This window comes from Lachnospira rogosae (ex Hitch et al. 2025) (assembly GCF_040096455.1).
In the GTDB taxonomy this organism is placed as follows: domain Bacteria; phylum Bacillota; class Clostridia; order Lachnospirales; family Lachnospiraceae; genus Lachnospira; species Lachnospira rogosae.
This window is the reverse complement of the sequence record NZ_JBBMER010000003.1, coordinates 317,791-338,532: the sequence shown is the minus strand read 5'-3', so window position 1 is coordinate 338,532 and position 20,742 is coordinate 317,791. Positions and strand designations below refer to the sequence as shown.

Annotated in this window: 22 protein-coding genes; 1 reads left to right on the top strand and 21 read right to left on the bottom strand. The window is 35.3% G+C overall.

From position 1 onward, the window contains the following. Positions 1–13: 13 nt before the first annotated feature. The 21 genes from WMO14_RS05815 to WMO14_RS05715 form a co-directional block, all read right to left on the bottom strand. Positions 14–415, bottom strand: a complete 402-nt coding sequence (locus tag WMO14_RS05815) for a hypothetical protein (protein WP_022501923.1) — start codon at positions 413–415, stop codon at positions 14–16. 79 nt (positions 416–494) lie between these two features. Then, positions 495–1,661 carry an Ig-like domain-containing protein gene (locus tag WMO14_RS05810; RefSeq protein WP_349153447.1) on the bottom strand — a complete coding sequence of 389 codons (1,167 nt, stop codon included), beginning with the start codon at positions 1,659–1,661 and terminating at the stop codon, positions 495–497. Positions 1,662–1,663: 2 nt separating this feature from the next. After that, complete coding sequence (locus WMO14_RS05805) at positions 1,664–2,725, bottom strand: glycosyltransferase family 2 protein (protein WP_116444047.1); 1,062 nt, start codon at positions 2,723–2,725, stop codon at positions 1,664–1,666. 202 nt (positions 2,726–2,927) lie between these two features. After that, the gene (locus WMO14_RS05800; RefSeq protein ID WP_349153446.1) at positions 2,928–3,905 is read right to left on the bottom strand and encodes a siderophore ABC transporter substrate-binding protein; all 978 of its coding nucleotides are present in this window, start codon (positions 3,903–3,905) and stop codon (positions 2,928–2,930) included. 142 nt (positions 3,906–4,047) lie between these two features. Further along, positions 4,048–4,800 carry an iron ABC transporter ATP-binding protein gene (locus WMO14_RS05795; RefSeq protein ID WP_022501927.1) on the bottom strand — a complete coding sequence of 251 codons (753 nt, stop codon included), beginning with the start codon at positions 4,798–4,800 and terminating at the stop codon, positions 4,048–4,050. 24 nt (positions 4,801–4,824) lie between these two features. Beyond that, entirely contained in the window at positions 4,825–5,808 is a 984-nt protein-coding gene (locus WMO14_RS05790) for an iron chelate uptake ABC transporter family permease subunit (protein WP_055174014.1), read from the bottom strand. Beyond that, positions 5,789–6,823 (bottom strand): ABC transporter permease, encoded by a 1,035-nt coding sequence (locus tag WMO14_RS05785; protein ID WP_022501929.1) that lies wholly within the window; start codon positions 6,821–6,823, stop codon positions 5,789–5,791. Before WMO14_RS05785 ends, WMO14_RS05790 begins: the two co-directional genes overlap by 20 nt. Before the next feature lie 113 nt (positions 6,824–6,936). After that, entirely contained in the window at positions 6,937–7,308 is a 372-nt protein-coding gene (locus WMO14_RS05780) for a winged helix-turn-helix transcriptional regulator (RefSeq protein WP_022501930.1), read from the bottom strand. Between the two features lie 164 nt (positions 7,309–7,472). Continuing rightward, on the bottom strand, positions 7,473–8,318 hold the full coding sequence (locus tag WMO14_RS05775) for a metal ABC transporter permease (RefSeq protein WP_116444049.1): 846 nt from the start codon (positions 8,316–8,318) through the stop codon (positions 7,473–7,475). Then, on the bottom strand, positions 8,318–9,025 hold the full coding sequence (locus WMO14_RS05770; RefSeq protein ID WP_022501932.1) for a metal ABC transporter ATP-binding protein: 708 nt from the start codon (positions 9,023–9,025) through the stop codon (positions 8,318–8,320). The genes WMO14_RS05775 and WMO14_RS05770 overlap by 1 nt, the downstream gene beginning before the upstream one ends. Before the next feature lie 103 nt (positions 9,026–9,128). Next, the gene (locus WMO14_RS05765) at positions 9,129–10,313 is read right to left on the bottom strand and encodes a metal ABC transporter substrate-binding protein (protein WP_349153445.1); all 1,185 of its coding nucleotides are present in this window, start codon (positions 10,311–10,313) and stop codon (positions 9,129–9,131) included. A gap of 17 nt (positions 10,314–10,330) precedes the next feature. Beyond that, positions 10,331–10,744 carry a Fur family transcriptional regulator gene (locus WMO14_RS05760; protein ID WP_349153444.1) on the bottom strand — a complete coding sequence of 138 codons (414 nt, stop codon included), beginning with the start codon at positions 10,742–10,744 and terminating at the stop codon, positions 10,331–10,333. A 408-nt stretch (positions 10,745–11,152) separates the two neighbouring features. Beyond that, positions 11,153–13,189, bottom strand: a complete 2,037-nt coding sequence (locus WMO14_RS05755; RefSeq protein WP_349153443.1) for an FtsX-like permease family protein — start codon at positions 13,187–13,189, stop codon at positions 11,153–11,155. Continuing rightward, positions 13,179–13,949, bottom strand: coding sequence for an ABC transporter ATP-binding protein (locus tag WMO14_RS05750; protein ID WP_349153442.1), 771 nt, complete (start codon positions 13,947–13,949; stop codon positions 13,179–13,181). Before WMO14_RS05750 ends, WMO14_RS05755 begins: the two co-directional genes overlap by 11 nt. Positions 13,950–14,115: 166 nt before the next feature. Continuing rightward, positions 14,116–15,183 (bottom strand): sensor histidine kinase, encoded by a 1,068-nt coding sequence (locus WMO14_RS05745; RefSeq protein ID WP_022501937.1) that lies wholly within the window; start codon positions 15,181–15,183, stop codon positions 14,116–14,118. Continuing rightward, the gene (locus WMO14_RS05740) at positions 15,180–15,869 is read right to left on the bottom strand and encodes a response regulator transcription factor (RefSeq protein ID WP_090140140.1); all 690 of its coding nucleotides are present in this window, start codon (positions 15,867–15,869) and stop codon (positions 15,180–15,182) included. Before WMO14_RS05740 ends, WMO14_RS05745 begins: the two co-directional genes overlap by 4 nt. A gap of 47 nt (positions 15,870–15,916) precedes the next feature. Further along, on the bottom strand, positions 15,917–17,257 hold the full coding sequence (locus tag WMO14_RS05735; protein WP_055306218.1) for an MATE family efflux transporter: 1,341 nt from the start codon (positions 17,255–17,257) through the stop codon (positions 15,917–15,919). A gap of 77 nt (positions 17,258–17,334) precedes the next feature. Continuing rightward, positions 17,335–18,165 carry a hypothetical protein gene (locus WMO14_RS05730; RefSeq protein WP_349153441.1) on the bottom strand — a complete coding sequence of 277 codons (831 nt, stop codon included), beginning with the start codon at positions 18,163–18,165 and terminating at the stop codon, positions 17,335–17,337. Beyond that, the gene (locus WMO14_RS05725; RefSeq protein ID WP_349153440.1) at positions 18,156–18,857 is read right to left on the bottom strand and encodes an ABC transporter ATP-binding protein; all 702 of its coding nucleotides are present in this window, start codon (positions 18,855–18,857) and stop codon (positions 18,156–18,158) included. The genes WMO14_RS05730 and WMO14_RS05725 overlap by 10 nt, the downstream gene beginning before the upstream one ends. A gap of 56 nt (positions 18,858–18,913) precedes the next feature. Continuing rightward, positions 18,914–19,285 carry a GntR family transcriptional regulator gene (locus WMO14_RS05720; RefSeq protein WP_349153439.1) on the bottom strand — a complete coding sequence of 124 codons (372 nt, stop codon included), beginning with the start codon at positions 19,283–19,285 and terminating at the stop codon, positions 18,914–18,916. A gap of 138 nt (positions 19,286–19,423) precedes the next feature. Then, a complete protein-coding gene (locus tag WMO14_RS05715) occupies positions 19,424–19,777 on the bottom strand; it encodes a winged helix-turn-helix transcriptional regulator (protein WP_242854082.1) in 354 nt (117 codons plus the stop codon). A 301-nt stretch (positions 19,778–20,078) separates the two neighbouring features. Here WMO14_RS05715 and WMO14_RS05710 point away from each other — a divergent pair, with 301 nt between their 5' ends. Then, entirely contained in the window at positions 20,079–20,723 is a 645-nt protein-coding gene (locus tag WMO14_RS05710; RefSeq protein ID WP_055174002.1) for a cupin domain-containing protein, read from the top strand. Positions 20,724–20,742: the final 19 nt, after the last annotated feature.

The window sequence follows — 20,742 nt, the reverse complement described above, 5'->3', positions numbered from 1 at the left end:
ATATCCTCCATATTTACTTTCTTTTCTTCTGGCTGTTATAAAATCTTTCAAGCTTATTAAGTCTTGAAAAATATTTCTTAAGACCTTTTCTTGAACGTTCATACTGGACATTATATACAACAGCTGCTATTACTGTAAATATAACTAACATTCCTATATAGTATATTGCCACTCTCCTGCCAAATGCAAGATAGTCCATTGAATTAATATTCTCAACAAGTCCCTCTGCATTGCATAATACATACATAATTGCAACTATCATAAATGCAAATGTTGTAGTTATTAATGTCTTTAAAATACCGAAAGCAATGAAATCACCTTTGAAATATTTCGCTGTACGAAGCATTTTCCTGCCCTCGTTCTTTTCATATATAGCCATCTTAGTCATCATCTTAACTTTATTCTCATTAAGCACAACTTTCACCTCATTATTCATTTCATAAATATGCTATTGGTTATATAACAGCATTTTATTAAATATAGCATATTTGACATTAATTGTATATTACAATTTGCGAATGTCCTCCGCCTACTGCTGTTACAATTCTTACTTTTCTTCCCTCAGCAGTAAATGTTCTGTCACTTGAAGCAGAAAGATAATTGCTCCATACCTGACTATATTCTGATGGGAGAAGCTCACTTAATACACTATTAATCTTGCTGTCAAAACCACCGCTTCTCTGCTTGATATATATAATAGAAACTTCTGGCTGTATTATTATTTCTCCATAATAAGTATCATTTTCTGTATATATGTATACATTAGAATATTCTCTTGTAAATCCCTGATTACCAAGTATGTCTGGCAGATCTGTACTCTTCATTCCGTCACTGTTTCCAGTTGATGAACTGCTGCTTCCTGTGTTAGTGCTATTGGTATTCGATGAATTAGAGCCTGAATTGTTAGAGGTATTGCCTGAATTATTGTTATAAGACCCATCTGAATTATTAGATGAATCATCTGCAATATAGCCTCCGTCAGAACTACCATTATCTGTACCACTGCTGTTACCATCATCATAGCTTCCTGCCTCACTGTTATATGAGTAGCCCGTTCTGCCTGATGTGCCACTATTAGAAGTCCCTGATGAGCTGCTGTTAGATGAATTAGAACCCGTAATGCTTCCATTACCTGTGTATACAACATATCCATTGGCTGAACCTGCTGATACACTCTTTATTCCCTCAATAGCTACGGCATCTGACACATCTCCTACTGTCGCTGTAAGTGCCGCAACACCTACATTATTAACAGTTACAACACCATCTGAATCAACCTTCATAATATCCTCATTACTGCTTGACCACACAAGTGCCTTATCAGTATTCTCCGGCTCTACAACTGCAGCTGCTTTAAATGTTGTGCCGACAACAACAGCTGTATCATCCATTAATATCTCAACCTTAGTAAGTGACCTGTCAGCTACACTGTTGTTAGATGAATTATTCTGTGGTTTCAAATTCTTCTCTGTCAATGTCATTCCAACAGTATTATCCCCACTTTTCTTATTATTAGAACTTACAGCTCCTGCTATAATAACTGAAAAAAGAGCAATTACAGCTATTACAATAAGTACAATTGCAATTGGGGACAGCTTAGTTCTTGTATTTGCTGTGCCTTTTGAATTATTATCCTTTTCGTTGTGCATCTTTATCTCCATTCTTAAACTATCTCATCAGGAAGCTTCCATTGCTCTGCCTGATACTTATAATCTTCCGCCATCTGTCTGAACTGTGCTATCTGTTCTATATCTTCTGATGTTTCTGAAAGCTTGTCATAACATCTGCTAAGAGCATACAAAGGCTTATTACCTCCGCTTGTAATATCTAACATGCTTGAAGTTTCATATATTGCATTATAATACCACATTGCCGCTTCTGCATAGTCATTTATATCATAATAATAATTACCAAGTTCATAACATATCTCTGAGCTTGGATTATCAGCAACACACCTTAAAGCAAGCTTAAAGAATTCTCCCATATCACCTGCTATGCGGTATATTTTAACAAGTACGCAGTTCACTTCCTGTCGAATGTCGTCACTTCTGTTCTCATTAATAAGAATATCGGCAAATATATCTTTAAAATCCATAAAATCTTTATCTGAACCAGAAATATAAAGCTCCTTGCATAACATAGTTATAACATAGTCCTCCAACTGTGTTCCCCTGGCAAATGCTTTAATATATGTAGAGAAATCCCTCCTGCTGTGGTCTGATACTGGTCTGTGCAGTATCTCTATATCACTGTCATATACCACAGGTGTAAGCCTTACTGTTTCATGAATTGGTGATGTCCATACGAAAGGCCTTAACCTCTTAAAAAGCTTTGGCCTTAATTCTCTGTGTACATTGTACACAGAGTTATAGTCATTATCATTAACATAATACATCTGTACTATATCTATCTCTGGAAGAAGCATTGATTTCAGGTCTTTTAATGCCTGATTATTGCGTTCATCTAATATCTCATCTGCATCTGCACTGAATATATAATCGCAGGAAGCTAATGAAAATGCGTAATTTCTGGCAGCGGCAAAATCGTCACACCATTTATAATCATATACTTTATCTGTGTATTTATGTGCTATATCTTTGGTCGAATCAGTCGAACCAGTGTCCACTATTATTAATTCATCATAAGTTCCTGCGTATGAAATAAGACAGCGTTCTAATATTGACTGTTCATTTTTTACTATCATACATAAGGTGATTGATATCATTTTCGTGGTCTCCTTATAATTGTTTCCTGTTCATAAGTATACCATATCAGTTTTTATGTGGATAGATTTTTATTAAAAAAGGAGTTTGTGTTTGATATGTCACTTGTCTACTGGGACGGGTGGCAATCTAACACAAACTCTTTTTAGGTTTTCTTTATTATTTTTTTATCATTTCAATACTTGAATTATTTATTCCAGCTATTTATTTTAAGCCTTTTTCAAGGTCTGTAAGCATTATGTCTAATGCCTGTATTCCACCTTCGGCTGTGTACCATACATTTGAATGTTCAAGATATATTATATGGTTGTTTTTGTAGGCATCTGCTGTCTTTACAAGTTCATTTTCCACTATTTCTTTAGCAGTCTTAGCACCTGCTGTTGATATTGCGCTATCTCTGTCCATAACGAATATATAATCAGGATTCTGCTGTACTACTGTTTCAAATGAAGATTCATTGCCGTGTGTTGATGTTGAGCCTGCGGCTGTAAGATTGTTAAAGCCTGCTTCTACACCTATTAAAGAGCATCTTCCATCATTTCCAAGAAGATTAAAGCTTCCGCTTGTTGTCATACCTACTAATGCTGTCTTTCCTGATGATATCTTCTTTATTGCATCTATTCTTGCTCCAAAATCAGACATAAGTGAATCAACTTTATCTTCCATTCCGAATATTGAAGCTATTGTCTTTGCATTTTTAGATACGCTATTTACAAGTCCCTCATTAGTATCTGTTGCAAGATATACTACTGGTGCTATTTCACTTAAAGCATCATAGCTCTTTGATAAACGTCCACCAATAAATATAATATCTGGTTCACACTCCATAACTGCTTCTAAATCAGCCTCTTTTATTGTTCCAAGATTTTTAATTGATGCATCATTTGAATATTTTTCAAGGTAATCAATACTTGTTGATGCCATTCCTACTACTCTGTCACCTACGCCAAGTTCATCTATAATATCTAAAGATGCAAGGTCAAGAATTGCTATTCTCTTAGGATTATAAGGAACTTCTAATTCAATTTCATTCTTTGAAGCATCAAGCGAAGTGATTGTCACGCTTGTCTTTTCTTCTTTAGTACTTTCATTATCAGACTTATCAGTACCACACGCTATAAGTCCTACTGCCATTACTGCCATAAGTGCCATTAATAATAATTTCTTAAAATGTTTTTTCATATTTTACCTTTGTGGCTTACTGCCACTTCATCCTTTCTTTAAATTATAATATATCCCAAGCCGTATACATTACTAAACCAATACCAGTAATAAAAGTGAATGGAAAATTCCACTTTTGACATCCTGCCATTATTTAATAAATTTAATAATATATAGACAATGGTTTGCCCTTAATCTGCATAATCTCAAATTCTACATTATATATAGAAGATAAGTTTTCCTTAGTTATAACTTCTTCAACTGTACCAAATGAAGCAATCTTTCCGTCTTTAAATGCACATATATAATCAGAATAAAATGCCGCATAATTAATCTCGTGCAATACAAGTATTACTGTTTTTCCAAGTTCATCACATAATCTTCTTACTATCTTCATAAGATTACTTGCGTGATAGATATCGAGATTATTAGTCGGCTCATCTAAAAGAACATATTCTGTGTCCTGTGCTATAACCATAGCTATATATGCTCTCTGCCTTTGTCCGCCTGAAAGTTCGTCTATAAATCTTTCCCTGAAAGTTTCTAATTCCATATAGTCAATAGCTTTGTCAATCATTTCCTTATCTTTACTATTAAGTCTTCCTCCTGAATGAGGAAATCTTCCAAATGCAACAAGTTCTTCTACAGTAAGCTTCATCTGGATATTATTAGTCTGTGTAAGTATTGCCAGATGCTTTGATAATTCCTTGCTATTCCATTTGTTTATATCTTTCTTTTCTATAACAACTGAACCATTATCCGGTGCAATAAGTCTTGATATTATACTCATAACAGTTGACTTGCCTGCACCATTGGGTCCAATCAGCGATGTCACCTTCCCTTTTGGAAGTGAAAAGCTCACATCATTGACAACTGTCTTTTCATCATATTTTTTAATAATATGGCTAATCTGCATAACTGTAATTCCCTTCAAATTATTTTATGAATTATGCCTGCTTCCCTTTAATATTAAATATAGAAAATATATACCACCTGCAACTGTTATAAATACACTTATTGGAATAGAATACACAAACACTCTTTCAACTATAAACTGTCCTCCAATAAGTGCTATTACACCCATCAACGCCGCACCAGCTATAAGCTGTGTATGCCTGTATGTTTTTAACAGTTGTCTTGAAATATTAGCAATAATCAGCCCCAGAAATGATATCGGGCCAACCATAGCTGTTGCAACTGCTATACACAAAGTTACAGCCAGTAACAATCTTCTTATACATCTGTCATAATCAACACCCAGGTTAATTGCCTGTTCTTTTCCAAGAGTTATTACATCAAGCAGTGCAAGTTCTTTTCTAAAAATCACACCTATAAGTGCAAGTATAATCACCGAAAATATAATTATCTCTGAATTAATATTACTAAAGCTTGCTACAAGTGAAGTCAGAAGCGTGTCATATTCATTAGGGTCCATAACCCTTGTCAATGTACTCTGGATACTTGAGAAAAATGAAGTCAATACTGTTCCAACAAGCAATACATACAGCACATTATGTCCTGTCATCTTAAAAAGCCAGCTATATACAACAGTCGCTATAATTCCCATAAGTACAAGGTCTACAAGAAAACTAAGATTATCATTGGTAAATAATATACTTCCTGAACCTAACACAAAGACAACTGATGTATGTATAAGTGTGTATAAGGCATTCATTCCCAATAGACACGGTGTAACAATTGTATTATTAATAACAGACTGAAATATTATCGTTGCCGCTCCTATTGCAAATGCTGTTATTATCATCGCAATCACTTTAGGTATTCTTAATTTCATTGCATATCTTAGAAGTTTATGATTATGAAACTTAACACCTATAAAAAGAAATGCCGCAACAATAATAATGGCTATTAATGCAATAACAATAAGCTTTATAATATTTTTTCTATAAGCTCTTTTGTTCATAACCTGCTCCATTCGTATCTTTAAATAAAATTTTCTTTATATCAATTGCTTTTCTTCCATATCTTAATCTGTATAAAAGCATTCCTATAAATATAATGCTTCCTAATATTCCAACAATCAGCTCAATTGGTAATTCATATGGTTTAATCACAATTCTGCCAATCATATCGCAGACCAGAACAAATATTGCACCAAATAAAGCGGTATCAATAAGCGTTCCTCTTATTTTGTCACCCTTAAACATTGCCACTATATTAGGAACAATTAAGCCTATGTAAGAAATTGAACCAACGACAACAACAACAGAAGCCGTTATCATTGCGGCAATTGTAAGTCCTCCAAACAACACAATATCATATGGAACACCAAGATTTTTAGAAAAATCTTTTCCCATACCAACTATATTAAAATGATTAGCAAATACAAATGCTAATATAATAAGAGGCACAACCATATAGACTATTTCATATCTTCCTTTAAGTACTAATGAAAAATGTCCAACAAGCCAAGTGGATAACGCCTGTGTCATTTCATACTTATATGCAAGGAAATTAGTTATACCGCCTATAACGTTACCAAACATAATTCCAACGAGAGGAACCATTACCACATCTTTATATTGAACTTTCTGAATAAACCAGACAAATACCCAGGTACCAAGAATAGCCGTTACAAAAGCAAAACCCGCTCTCTGCCATAATGTTGAATTAGGAATAAATAATAATGCCAGAAGAATTCCAAGCTGTGCTGATGAAATCGTTGCTCCTGTTGTTGGCGATACAAACTTGTTCATACATAGCTGCTGCATTATAAGTCCTGCAACACTCATTCCCATACCTGTACATATAATTGCTAACAATCTAGGTAATCTTGAAACAACAAATATCATCAATGCATTATTATCATTTGTTAATAAATCTTTGATATCTATATCAATAACACCAACAAATATAGATATTAATGATAATGCAAGCAGAATTATTGCAAGAATAATTTCTGTACAGTACTTTTTCAACCCATAGTTCCTCCTTTCCTTACTTTTGTTAGTTATTGCTAACTTGCGACCAGCAAATTATATTACATACTAATTTAGTATGTCTATAACTTACTTTTTTGTAACTTTGAGCTCTATTTTTCATACCTGATATTCTCCGTTGCTATATCATTTCTATTACTATAACCTTTAGCAAATTGTTCTAAATTATCAACTATATCAACAATATCGCTATATTCCTTATTGATTTCATATACTACTATCTTTGGCGGCATTTCCTTTATTACATTTCTGTTAATAAGTCCGCTTGCCTCTAACTCCTTTAACTGTGACATCAATACCTTTGGTGTTATATCATCAATTTTTTTCTGTAATATAGAAAATCTGTTGTCACCGTTTATTATGTGTGCAACTATCCTAAGCTTCCACTTTCCACCTATCAGGTCATCTATAAGATTAAATGGGCAATTATAATTATCTTTTATTTTGGAATAAGTATCTTTCATAAACACCTCCTGAATTAATTCCAATAAAAATATTCTAATAAAAACAAAAAAGCAGTGAGATAGCCAATCTGACATCAGTCGGATTTATGCAAAATGCTACTCACTGTTTAATATCTGTATTATATTTAATTGTATGCTGATTTTTTTCTTTTGTGCTCATTATATCATATTCTCAGAATTCTTCCAATTATGCAGTTAATTATGAAAATGAGAATATATATCGTTACGATTGTCGAACCTACTGGAGTTGAGGTAAATATTGATATTATTATTCCAAATACTGCCCCAAATACTGAAAGGATTGCTGAGTATATTATAACTGATTTGAAGCTTGTCATTACTCTCATCGCTGACAAGGCCGGAAATACTAAGAGGGCTGTTATAAGCAGTGAGCCTACGAGGTTCATTGCAAGCACGATTATTACTGCTGTTATAACTGCTATCATAAGATTGTATACATTAGTATTTTTGCCCATTGAGCGTGTAAAATTCTCATCAAATGTCACTGAGAATATTCTGTTATAGAATATTATAAAAAATGCAACAACTACAAGTGAAGCAATTACACACATAACAACTTCTGAACCTGTAAGTGTAAGTATTGATGTTGAACCAAAAAGTGTGGAACACACATCTCCTGATACATTTGAGGATACTGAGAATACATTTAATATAAGGTAACCAACTGCCATTGAGCCTACTGAAAGCATAGCTATTGCTGCATCACCCTTTAATTTCGTGTTAGTTCCTGTTCTAAGAAGCAATATCGCACACACTATTGTTACAGGCATAATGAATATATTTACATTAGCAATCTTTAACACTGTAGCTATTGCAAGTGCACCAAATGCAACGTGTGACAAGCCATCTCCTATGAAGGAAAATCTCTTTAACACAAGTGTCACGCCAAGAAGTGATGAGCATAAAGAGATAAGCACGCCTACGATAAGTGCATATCTTACAAATGGATATGACATATAAAACTGAAATTCCTGTATAAATCCGCTCATTACTCCTCATCTCCTTCCATCTGTCCAAATACATTGGCTTTGTCGCTTTGCATAAATTCTTTCTTAGTACCATAAAAGCTGTCTTTACTGTCAAGATAAAGAATATGTGTCGCATATGATACCGACTGAAGGTCGTGGGACACCATAATTACTGTTATTCCTTTATCGTTAAGCTCCTTTAATAGCTCGTAAAATTCTGCTGTCACCTTAGGGTCCAAACCTGTAACAGGCTCATCTAAAAGTATTACCTTGGAAGTTGCACAGAGTGCTCTTGCAAGTAAGACCCTCTGCTGTTGTCCGCCTGAAAGATTGCGGTAACATTTTTTCTTAAGGTCTGTAATATCAAGCTCTCTCATCTTCTCAATTGCAAGACTTTTCTCTTTCTTTCCGTAAAATGGCTTAAATCCGCTTCCTGCAAGTGTTCCTGACAGAACAACTTCCCATACAGTAGCCGGAAAATCCTTCTGTACAACTGTCTGCTGTGGAAGATAACCTATCTCATAATCCTTAAGGCCATCACCATATTCTATCCTTCCTGATACTTTATCTATAAGGTTAAGCAGTGTCTTTATAAGTGTACTTTTTCCAGCTCCATTTTCACCAAGCACACATAAATAATCACCTTTATTGACCTTGAAATTAAGACCTGATACAACTGCCTTGCCCTCATATCCCAAAGCCAAATTCTCACATTCTATATATGACATTTTCTTTTCCTTTCTCAATTCCTATTTATCAATTGTTATTGATAAACATTCTCTTATAATCATAATAAACACAAAAATTATCGTTCACATCTGACATTAAAATCTATTGTAAAGCCTGTTTTAATACGACAAGGTTATTACTCATAACATTCAGATATGTATAATCTGCATCATCTGTCCCTGCCGACTGCATTGAATCCATAGTAAGTATCTGCTGATTCTTCTGGCTTGTATTGCCCTTAATAGTGTTAGCTATTCTTTTATCAGAACCATCAATTACAAGTATGCTTCCTGTTCCTATCTCGTCTATCTTGCCAGAAAGAAATGTAACTGTCTTAAAACTTGCCTCTGTTTCTGCTGAACAGCCTGCAAATGCGGCATAATAATCAATTCCGTAATCATCAACAAGATACCTGAATGGAAATCTGTCGCCAAATATAACTGTCTTAAGCCTTGAATTCTCACATACATTTTCATAATCACTATCAAGTCCGGCAAGCTGATTTATATACGCATCAGCGTTATCCTGGTATAACTGCGAATTATCTTTATCCAAATCCTTGACTATATCCGCAAGATACTGTGTTAATACAGCCGCATTTTTTAATGAAAGCCATATATGCTCGTCATATTCAATATCCTCGTCTGTGTGACTGTGCCCTGCCTCCAAACTGTGGTCGTCTGCGTGATTATCTTCGCTATGGTCACCTGCCGTATATTCATCTGCGTGGTCATCTGCTGTATGGTCATCACTATGCTCATCTGCGTGGTCATCACTGTGATCGTCTGCACTATGGGAATGTGTGTGTGTATGCCTGAACTGGAAACGGCTCTCCTGCATACCTTCTATTACCTCTTCCTCTTTAGTCCTGTCGCTTATAAGCTCCATCATATTGACTTTTATCATATCATTATTCTTAGTTTCCCTTACCGCATCAAGAACCCACGCATCAGACTCGCCTCCGACATACACAAACACGTCTGCTGATGAAATCTTAGTCATATCCTTAGCTGAAGGCTGGTAACTGTGTAAATCCACTCCACCATTAATAAGAAGTGTCAGCCTGAATTTATCGGAATTATCACCTATTATCTGACTTAGCCAGTCGTACTGTGGGAATGTTGTACACACAATACTTATCCTGTCATCATCATACCCTGTATCTGATGAACAGCCTGTTAATAACAGCATTGAAAATGTACCAATCAGAAGAACAGTACTCATAAATAATGCTTTTATTCTTTTTCCTGTCATTTTTATATCTATATTAAAATGCTTATTCTGCATATTATCTTTACTCCATTCTAACCCTGCTCCTCTTTGCAATTCCTGCAAAGACCGCTTAAAGTTGAGCCATTACATTCAAGTGTAAATCCATATTGTTTCATAAGATTTTTTCTTATTTCGTCCATAAATGCACAGTCAAGGTGCATAAACTTTCCACACTTACGGCACTGCATATGAAGATGTGCATCACAATTATTATGCTCATCTGATATTCTATAATAATAATTACCACTGCTTGCTGTCTTAAAACGCACAAGCACTCCATTATCTGTCATTCTGTCGAGCGTACGGTACACTGTTGACTGGTTTACATCTACATTGTTGCTTTCAAGGTAATGATATACGTCAGCCACGCAGAAGCTCTTGTCTTTCTGGAGTGAAAGATATTGTTCGATTTCCTGGGTAGCTTTGGTGTGGTATGTTTTGGGCATTGTGTACGGCTCCTTTCTTGTGAGGGAGGTCATTAATTGCTAATTTACTTTAATGACTTCCCTTTTTATAAAAAATGCGAAATGCATTGTAATTCGCATTAAATTTGCAAATCGTTTGCATTTCGCATATTATCATTTAACTATAGTTCTGTCAATATGTTTATATTTATTTAACAATATTTACTGGCAAAGAAGTAAACTCTCTCATTCCTGCCAATAATGTAGATTAGGATTGGGGAGAGCTGGCACAGGCATAAGAAGACGATGGGGAGCCGCCGGCACTTAAGTGCTGTCCTTTAGCACTTTAGTACCGCTGCGAGCGACACTTAAGCGCAAGCGTGTCGCCGTTGCCTGTGCCAGCTCTCCCCAATCCCTCACAACCTACATTCCTCTCTCCCAATTGCCCAATCAAATATTCTTTATCATATTCTTACAACTATTATAAGTTATAACAAAATACCCTCCATATATCAAAAGTATAAACACTCCGGTCATTATTATTGACTGTACCATATATTCCGTACCAAGCAGTTCCATCACCATATAGCTTACCCTCATTCCGAATATTGAGTGTATTATTGCAAGAGACATTGGTATTCCAAAGAATATCGCTGTCTGCTTTAATACTGCGTGATTGATTTTGCTATTGTCTGTTCCAAGATTTTTAAGTATCTTATATCTGCCAAGATTGTCGGCACTTTCTGACAGTTCTTTTAATGCAAGTATTGCCGCTCCTGATATAAGGAATATAAGTCCAATGTACAATGCTATAAATGCTATCATAGCACCAAGTCCCATTGAATTCTCTTTTACTGAAATAAGCGTATTAATATCCATTATAATACCTTCTTTACCAGCACCATTCGCTATCTTTACAATCTTTTTATCAACTGCCTCACGTTCATCACCCTCTGGTATATTATAATTACCAATATAATATTCACCTGTTGGAAGCATTGTTTCAAGTACTTCGTCTGGCACAACCACAATTCCTATATTTATATGGTTAGATGACATCTGGACAAAACCATCCGAACAACGATTATATTTTGGCTTTAACAATTTCCCATTTAAAGCAATCTTTACTCCCTTATCTAAGGCTTTGTTTCGCACTTCTGCCATCGACTTAAAGTCTGCAACAATTATATATTCATCAGAACTAAGACTGTATTGTTCATTACCATACAGAGCTGCCACCTTGTTATAATCACTAAGTTTCATAATATCTTCAGAATAATATGCATCAAAATATGATGAATCAATATTATCTGCGATATCCGGATTATCAGCCTTCGCTGCTTCTGTATTTCCTAAAGTATCATTAATTGTAAGTTCACTTGTATTGTATACATACACATCTACTATATCTTTAAGAATATCTTCAAGGTCAATATCTTTTCTCTTATAATAATCTTTAATCAATTCTGCCTCATCATCTGAATAAAGTTTCTTCTCTATCTGCACATCTGCTGGTGATAACATATCAATATTGTGTACAAGTGAATTACGCACTGTAAGTCCGCTTGATAATACGCATATTGTTATAAACATCATAAGGCATATAACTGTCATTGCGAACACGTTGCTGTTCATACGGCTGCTCATCTGACGGAACACAAAGCTGTTAAGCCCCTTATAGTACACCTTTTTCATAGAATGTACTGCTGAGAACATAATTCCTGATAATGACCAGAAGAATAAAAATGTGCCTGCACAGCCCATTACTATATATTTGGCAAGGTCAGTAACTAACTCAAGATTCCTGCTATCTGATACCTTATAGTAGGCAAATGCAAGCAGTACAACTGATATTATCCATACAACTGCACATATATATGGATTTTTGTTAGTTGCTTTTTCTGCCTTTCTGCTTCCTGTAAGAAGGTCTATAAGCTTATATTTGTTAACGCAGAACATATTAAAGAGTATTACGATAACATATATAATTGCAAAATATATCAATGTCTTTACAAATGCCTGATGAGAAAATACAAATCTGTATTTCTCAATGTTAACCCCAAACATATTGGCAACAAATATACTTGTAACCTGTGAAAGTCCTATTCCTGCCATAAGTCCTATTCCTAACGATATAACACCTATAATCAGTGTTTCAAGAAACAGTATAAGTGATATTTTCCTTTTTCCCATTCCAAGAAGAATGTATAATGCAAATTCCTTTTTTCTCTTCTTCATAAGGAAATTACTTGCATATATAACAAGAAATCCAAGTATAAATGCAACAAATACACTTACTCCCGAAAGTGTTGTATTAATAAGCTTTACTATCTCTCTTGTGTCTTCTGATATTTTAAGCATAGTTGTCTGTGTTTCGATTGCATTAAAAAGATAAAATATCGCAACACCGAGTATTAACGTGAAGAAATATACTGCATAATCCTTCAGGCTTTTTTTCATATTAGAAAATGATAGTTTAAAGAGCATCGCCCGCGTCACCTCCCAATAATGAAACAACATCTATTATCTTGTTAAATAAGGTCTTCCTGTCATCAGCGCCACGGTTAAGCTCGTGGAATATCTTACCATCCTTGATAAATATAATTCTGCTTGCATAACTTGCAGTAAATGAGTCGTGTGTTACCATAAGTATTGTCGCCTGCAATTCCCTGTTAAGCATATTAAACCTTTCAAGAAGAAGCTTAGCAGCTCTTGAGTCAAGAGCTCCTGTCGGCTCATCGGCAAGCACCAGACTTGGACTTGTTATAATTGCCCTTGCAGAAGCAACTCTCTGTTTCTGTCCACCTGACATCTGGTAGGGATATTTATTTAATATCTCTGTTATATCAAGCTGTTCTGCTACATTTTTTACTGCCCTGTCAATTACCTCAGGAGAATCATTTCTGATTGACAATGCAAGTGCAATATTCTCATATGCTGTAAGTGTGTCCAGAAGATTAAAATCCTGAAATATAAATCCCAGCTTATCTCTTCTGAATCTGTTAAGAGCACTTCCTTTAAGCTGTGTGATATTATTGCCGTCTACATATATATTGCCACTTGTAACCTTATCAATTGTAGATATGCAGTTAAGAAGTGTTGTCTTACCGCTTCCCGAAGCACCCATAATAGCAACGAATTCACCCTTGTTTACATCAAACGATATATCATCTATCGCTTTAGTCAGGTTATTCCTGCTGCCATAATATTTCTCTACATTTTGAATTTTCAAAATATTCTCACTCATATAAAATCCTCCATTTCTGTATACGAAACCTCTAAGGCTCATATCTGCCAATCACTTGACTTCCTCTACATTGTAATAAGGATTTTGTTATCTGTCGTAATTCTAATATTACGCAATGTTACATTTTTGTAATATTGGCTTTGTATAATATTAACTTTCTGTAATATTAATTCTTTATAATATCGGACTTTTCAATATTAACCGGGTTGTAATAGCTGTCCCCGTAAAATGTTATTTCAACCTCTGTATATTCTCCCTCAATTGACTTTATCTCTATATTATGTCCAAGCTTGCCACACATATTTTTAGCAATATACAAGCCCATTCCTGTTGATTTGGCGTTATTTCTTCCGTTAGAACCTGTATAAGATTTAATGAATACCTTATCTATATCTTTAGCTGGTATTCCAATTCCGTTATCCTTTATATGAAGCACAGCATACCCTACTTTGTCTGTGCCACTGTCCTGTCTTTGCTCTGAATATACTTCGATATAAGCCTCTCCTGATGTCTTTTTGTATTTAATACTGTTGCTTATAATCTGGTTGACTATGAATTCAAGCCATTTGGCATCAGTATTAACATAAGTATCTATGTCGTGGACATTAAGACTTATGTTGTTGCTTAATATTATGTCTTTATTCTTAACTGCCGTCTTGTTAATAATTGTTTTGAGATTAACTTTTCCAAATGAGTAGTCTTTCTCTGCATTTTCTGACCTCACATAATAAAGTACCTTGTCTGCATAATCATCAAGCCTGTTAAGCTGTGTAATAAATTTCTTATCTATATGCTCTTTGTCATTGTGGCACATAAGCGTAAGGCTTGCTATTGGAAGCTTTATCTCGTGAACCCACATTTCTATGAAATCTTTAAAATCCTGCTGTCCCCTCTCGTACTGGTTAATATGCTCAATCATAGATTTATTAATGTCATACATCGCTGTATACACAAGGTTTCCCTCATAGAATTCCGGCTCATCCAGTGTTTCAATAACAAGATATTTCTTATCAATCCTCTGTGTATTATCAATAAGACTGTTATAGAAATTCCGTTTTCTGCAAAAATCCCATATGAACATTATAATAAAAAATATGGCTGCAAGTACAGCCATAAGTGCCGCCATCTGTACTCCGAAGTTAAATGCACACAGAAGCCCACATATAAGTATTATATATACAATAATAAGTATAATTTTAAACAACTCATCTTTTATATATTCTTTTAATTTCATACAAGACAATACCCCTGTTTCTTTCTTGTTTCTATCGCATCTTCGTATCCGAAATCCGAAAGCTTCGCTCTTAACCTGCTTATATTAACAGTGAGTGCATTATCATTAATATATTCCTCGTTATCCCACAGTGCCGTCATAAGTTCATCTCTTGATACAATCTTTCCTATATTGTTAAGCAGACTTAAGAATATTATCATCTCATTCTTGGTAAGCACGAGCTCTTTCTCCCCACGGCTTAATGTTCCTTTCGCAGTATTAACAGCTGCTTGCCTATACTGGTATATTCCCTTCTCACCTGTATCTGCCTCACTGCTGTCCTGCTTTCTTGTCCTCTTTATTACAGCAGATATTCTAAGCATAAGTATTGTCGGGTTATATGGCTTGGTTATATAATCATCTGCCCCATAGCTCATTGACAGCACCTCATCACTCTCTGATGTTCTGCTCGTCACCATAATTACCGGTATATCCGCCTCTTTTCTTAACTTTCTTAATACAAGCTCTCCATTAAGCTCTGGAATGTTAATATCCAGAAGCACAAGATCTGGCTTTGATTTTATAATCTGTCCTGCCGTATCTGAAAATGTACTTATATATTCTGCCTCATATCCTTCATTACGCAAAAGTTCAATAAGCTCATTTCGTAATACCTCATCATCCTCAACAACTAATATCCTGCTCATTATTCTTCTCCATTTCCGCTCACATTTCTGCCACGCTTATGTCACACTTATATGTGGCTTTTACCTGCTTTAAAAATGTAATAAATAATCCCTGCCGCATCTGCTAAGAACCAGCCGATAGGAATAGCCACCCAAATTCCAATAACCCCGATTGCTGATATTCCAGATAAAGTGTATGCAAGCACAACTCTTGTTCCAAGTGATATCACTGTAAGCACAACTGACATCATCGGCTTATTGATTGCCCTGTAATAGCCATACAGCATAAATAATATTCCAATTCCTATATAAAATGTTCCCTCTATTCTAAGATACACAGCTCCCGCATTAATTACGTCCACGCTGGAATTATCAACAAATATGCCCATAAATGTGCCTGCAAATCCACATACAACCGCACTTATGCACACGCAGAATATAATAACGCTTACTACTGACTGCTTTATCCCTTTCTTAATACGCTGTCTCTGCCCTGCCCCGTAATTCTGTGCAACAAATACTGAAAACGCATTTCCAAAATCCTGTACCGGCATATATGCTATGGTATCTATCTTTACAGCCACTGCAAATGCTGCCATAATCACTGTACCAAAACTGTTTACTATTCCCTGTACGCATAATATTCCAAAATTCATAACTGACTGCTGAAGACAGGTAAAGCCTGATAAAGAAAATATATTCGTTATATTCTCTTTATTAAACTGCATATCATCTTTATGTATCCTGTATTCAGGATAAGCCGCAATCATATATATAAATATTCCTATTCCAGATATATACTGTGCTATCACTGTTGCTGCTGCCGCACCCTTAATTCCCATATTAAAACCTGCCACAAACAATATATCTAAAAATATATTAAGCACAACAGACACTGATAGAAATACAAGGGGAACTACCGAGTTGCCAATTCCCCTTAATATATTAGACACATAATTATATATGTATATTGCAATAAAACCTATAAACACATATATAAGATACTCTTTCATATCTCCGGCAATTTCATACGGAACCTGCAAAAGTAATATAATCTTATCAACTAATATATAGAACAATGCCATAATCACAACAGCAATTGCACCTATCATAGATGATGATAAGAATATTCCATTACGGATAGCCTTAACATCTTTTCTGCCATATGCCATAGACACAAATGAACTGCTGCCAAGACACAAGCCTATAATTACTGATGTAAGAAATGTCATAAGCGTATATGACGAACCTACTGCCGCCAGTGCATTATCACCTACATATCGTCCAACAACCCACGTATCTACAAGATTGTAAAGCTGCTGTAATACATTTCCTAACATAAGAGGAAGTGCAAATCCCCATAAGCCTCTCGTTATATTTCCTTTTGTCAAATCCGTACTTCTTGCCATAATACTGCTCCTTAAGTAATTCTCTTGTAAAAAAGACTTCTTAAATAATAGTTACCAGAAATTAAGCTTTAAAATTATTATTCAAGATTTAATTTCTTATCGAGTATATATATTGAGGCAACCACAAACGCAATAAACATAACTACTGACACCACAACCGAACCTGTCATAATATGTCCGAATTCTTCAAACGTAAATGCCACATCACTTCCCGTTACAGATTCCTTAATCATCTCTTCAAACATATTACCATTCCCCTTTATTGGCGTAAGTAAAAGCACAATAACATTCAATATCTGTCCAACAATATACACTGCAATATATGTTACAAATGAGAATGCATCCCTGTTGCCATTGGCTGTATATCCCATACACATACAGAAAAAGAACATTGCATACATATATATCCCTGACAATATAATCAATATAATTATTAATGTGCAGAAACTGCCTTTATATCCTAACACATTTAACTGCTCATTAATACTCTCTGGCACTCTCCATATCCAGTCCACCCTTGCAATTGATATACATACAGAAACAATAATCACTACAAAATTAACAAGATATATAATATATCCTGATATAAGCTTGCATACATATATAAGCCATACAGGAACTGGAAGTGTGTGGGTAAGATAACCCTCATCTTTTAACATACTTCTTCTAAAATATAATATCACAAATACTATGCTTACAATAAATAAAACTACGCATACAATTACATAAACTGCTATCATAACCGGATATGCCACTGGTGTAATGCCATTATCCGGAACATATTCTGATAATATGTGTAATGCCCAGCACCCAAATGCCGCAAGTAATGTAACTATATATAATGCAATGTGTTTTTTAAATAATTCTTTCAAATCATATTTTATTAATCTGCCTGCTGTTAATAACATACGAACACCTCCCTGAATAATGCGTCAACACTCTTATTGTATTTGGTTCTTATATCATCAACTGACTCCTTAAGATACACCTCGCCCTGCTTTATAAATACAACCTCGTCAAGAACATTTTCTATATCACTTATAAGATGTGTTGTTATAACAACTGTCGCATCTTCATTGTAATTGCTTATTATTGTCCGTAAAATGTACTCTCTTGCCGCAGGGTCTACACCTCCCATAGGCTCATCTAAAAGATACAGCTTTGCTTCCCTGCTCATAACAAGCACTATCTGCACCTTTTCCCTTGTTCCTTTAGAAAGTGACTTTATCTTATCCTGCTCATTAATTCCGAACTTCTCAAGCATATCAAGTGCTTTCTGCTTGGAAAAGTCCTCATAGAAATCCGCAAAATAATCAACTGCTTCCTTTACCTTCATAGATGGATTAAGGTATGTTCTTTCTGGAAGATATGACACTATCTTCTTAGTATTAACACCAACCGGATACCCATTAATTGTAATCTGTCCTGAAGTTGGCTTAAGCACGCCTGCCATCATCTTAATAAGTGTACTCTTGCCACTTCCGTTAGGACCTAATATTCCTACAATCCTGCCACTTTCCAGGGAAAGTGACAGATTATTCATAACCTTTTTCTTGCCATAGCATTTGCCTAATTCTTTAATCTCCACCAAATTGCTCATATATCCTCCATTCCAAGATAAATTAAAGCACTGTTATAATTTCCCTGTTATAACTTTTATTCCTTTATACGGCTGATATATTCCTTATACTCTGCAATTGCTTCTTCTGGAGTAAAACCTATCTTTTTCATTCCATTATGAAAGCTCTCACAAAGCTCCAGAGCCATATCCTGCTTTAACCTGTCTATCTGTTTACCTCTGTCTGCAACGAATCTTCCAGATGTTCTCTGTGATTCAAGATAACCTTCTCTTTCAAGCTCTGATAAAGCCTTCTGCATTGTGTTAGGATTAACTCCTGCCTCCAATGCCAGCTCCCTCACCGGCTGAATCTTATCGCCGACCTCAAGCTTTCCGCTGGCTATCTGAACTTTAAAATGCTCCATTATTTGCAGATATATAGGGACATCGTTACTAAAGTTCCAACTCATAACTTATTCCTCCTGCTTATAATCAATATTGATAATTCCCATATGGTAGTAATGCATAAACAATATATGTGCCTTACATTGTATTATTGTATTACTTTATTAGTACAATAATACATAGTTAATAAAATGTCAATATATTTATTTATCATCTCTGTGCTCTCCGCCCCACTTGCACATTGCAACAAGAACCGGTACTAAAGACTTTCCTCTTTCTGACAGGCTGTACTCTACTTTTGGTGGAATTTGAGGATACTCTTTTCTTACAATAAGCCTGTCCGCCTCCATCTCCTTTAATGTGGCACTAAGTGTCTTATGTGATATATTTCCCATACATCTTTTAATCTCACTATACCTCATAACCTCCTTATGATTAGCCAGCCAGTACATAATCACAAGCTTATACTTCCCACTTATAAGCGACAAAGTATACCCAAAATCCGTATCACCAATCCCCTCCCCCGTCTGACAACACAAACTACACATCTCTTTCATAAATCCAACTCCTTCCTAAGTTATCAAAAAACTAAGCGGCTGTCCTTTAGCCGCTTAGTACCGCTACGGTTTCAAGTAGCGAGAGCGTGCCCAGCGGTAATACAACACGTCCTCCACAACGTCCGTCCTCCATTACCCCTCCGCCAGAATTTTTTCACTCCACACTAACCTAAAGGAAAGTATATAACCTAAATGTGCGTACTTCCCATTTATATAATTATAGGTTATATTCTAAATTGTAACAAGAATTATTATACAACCACACCTATTAGATGTACCCTATTCATCAGATTGGAGGATTATGAAATTTAGTATTGAAGAACTTCGCCCGACAAGAAATGGTATGACTATCTCAAGAGATTCCAAGCTTGGCAATTCTACCAAAGTAACTTACTTCTCTATGGGAAAGGATACTTCCATAAGTCAGGAAAGCTATGACAGAATGACTATGTATATTGGAGCTTCCGGCTGGGGAGAATTCATTATTGGAGAAGAACCAGAGATTATTAAATTACAGCCAGATGAACTGCTTATTGTACCTGCTGGTACATTATGCGGAATGCAGACATCTAACGGAATTGTGTATACAGAGATTATATGTACAGGAAAGGATATTAATATGAACGCTAACGTAAAAACTAATGAAGTATTTGCACTTAAGAACCTTATATCTTACGAAGAAGGCAGTATTGCCAATATGGATGTTGTAAGCACTCCTGATATGAAGTATGTGCTTATGGCATTTGATGAGGGAACAGGTCTTACACCTCACAGAGCACCTGGTAATGCTATCGTATTTGCACTTGAAGGCAAGGCAACTATAGGATATGAAGGTAAAGATTATGAGCTTTCAGAAGGTGAATGTTTCCGTTTTGAAAAAAATGGACTTCATAGTGTGACAGCTAATGGAAAGTTTAAGATGGCGCTTTTACTTGTGTTAGAGTAATTCCAAAAAGCAGTGATGA

Coding starts and splice junctions, on each gene's coding strand:
- WMO14_RS05765 (WP_349153445.1), bottom strand. CDS start 10,313: ATGCAGAATAAGCATTTTAATATAGATATAAAAATGACAGGAAAAAGA.
- WMO14_RS05740 (WP_090140140.1), bottom strand. CDS start 15,869: ATGAGCAGGATATTAGTTGTTGAGGATGATGAGGTATTACGAAATGAG.
- WMO14_RS05775 (WP_116444049.1), bottom strand. CDS start 8,318: ATGAGCGGATTTATACAGGAATTTCAGTTTTATATGTCATATCCATTT.
- WMO14_RS05795 (WP_022501927.1), bottom strand. CDS start 4,800: ATGCAGATTAGCCATATTATTAAAAAATATGATGAAAAGACAGTTGTC.
- WMO14_RS05810 (WP_349153447.1), bottom strand. CDS start 1,661: ATGGAGATAAAGATGCACAACGAAAAGGATAATAATTCAAAAGGCACA.
- WMO14_RS05800 (WP_349153446.1), bottom strand. CDS start 3,905: ATGAAAAAACATTTTAAGAAATTATTATTAATGGCACTTATGGCAGTA.
- WMO14_RS05715 (WP_242854082.1), bottom strand. CDS start 19,777: ATGAAAGAGATGTGTAGTTTGTGTTGTCAGACGGGGGAGGGGATTGGT.
- WMO14_RS05710 (WP_055174002.1), top strand. CDS start 20,079: ATGAAATTTAGTATTGAAGAACTTCGCCCGACAAGAAATGGTATGACT.
- WMO14_RS05790 (WP_055174014.1), bottom strand. CDS start 5,808: ATGAACAAAAGAGCTTATAGAAAAAATATTATAAAGCTTATTGTTATT.
- WMO14_RS05735 (WP_055306218.1), bottom strand. CDS start 17,257: ATGGCAAGAAGTACGGATTTGACAAAAGGAAATATAACGAGAGGCTTA.
- WMO14_RS05780 (WP_022501930.1), bottom strand. CDS start 7,308: ATGAAAGATACTTATTCCAAAATAAAAGATAATTATAATTGCCCATTT.
- WMO14_RS05770 (WP_022501932.1), bottom strand. CDS start 9,025: ATGTCATATATAGAATGTGAGAATTTGGCTTTGGGATATGAGGGCAAG.
- WMO14_RS05745 (WP_022501937.1), bottom strand. CDS start 15,183: ATGAAATTAAAAGAATATATAAAAGATGAGTTGTTTAAAATTATACTT.
- WMO14_RS05725 (WP_349153440.1), bottom strand. CDS start 18,857: ATGAGCAATTTGGTGGAGATTAAAGAATTAGGCAAATGCTATGGCAAG.
- WMO14_RS05730 (WP_349153441.1), bottom strand. CDS start 18,165: ATGTTATTAACAGCAGGCAGATTAATAAAATATGATTTGAAAGAATTA.
- WMO14_RS05750 (WP_349153442.1), bottom strand. CDS start 13,949: ATGAGTGAGAATATTTTGAAAATTCAAAATGTAGAGAAATATTATGGC.
- WMO14_RS05755 (WP_349153443.1), bottom strand. CDS start 13,189: ATGCTCTTTAAACTATCATTTTCTAATATGAAAAAAAGCCTGAAGGAT.
- WMO14_RS05805 (WP_116444047.1), bottom strand. CDS start 2,725: ATGATATCAATCACCTTATGTATGATAGTAAAAAATGAACAGTCAATA.
- WMO14_RS05720 (WP_349153439.1), bottom strand. CDS start 19,285: ATGAGTTGGAACTTTAGTAACGATGTCCCTATATATCTGCAAATAATG.
- WMO14_RS05760 (WP_349153444.1), bottom strand. CDS start 10,744: ATGCCCAAAACATACCACACCAAAGCTACCCAGGAAATCGAACAATAT.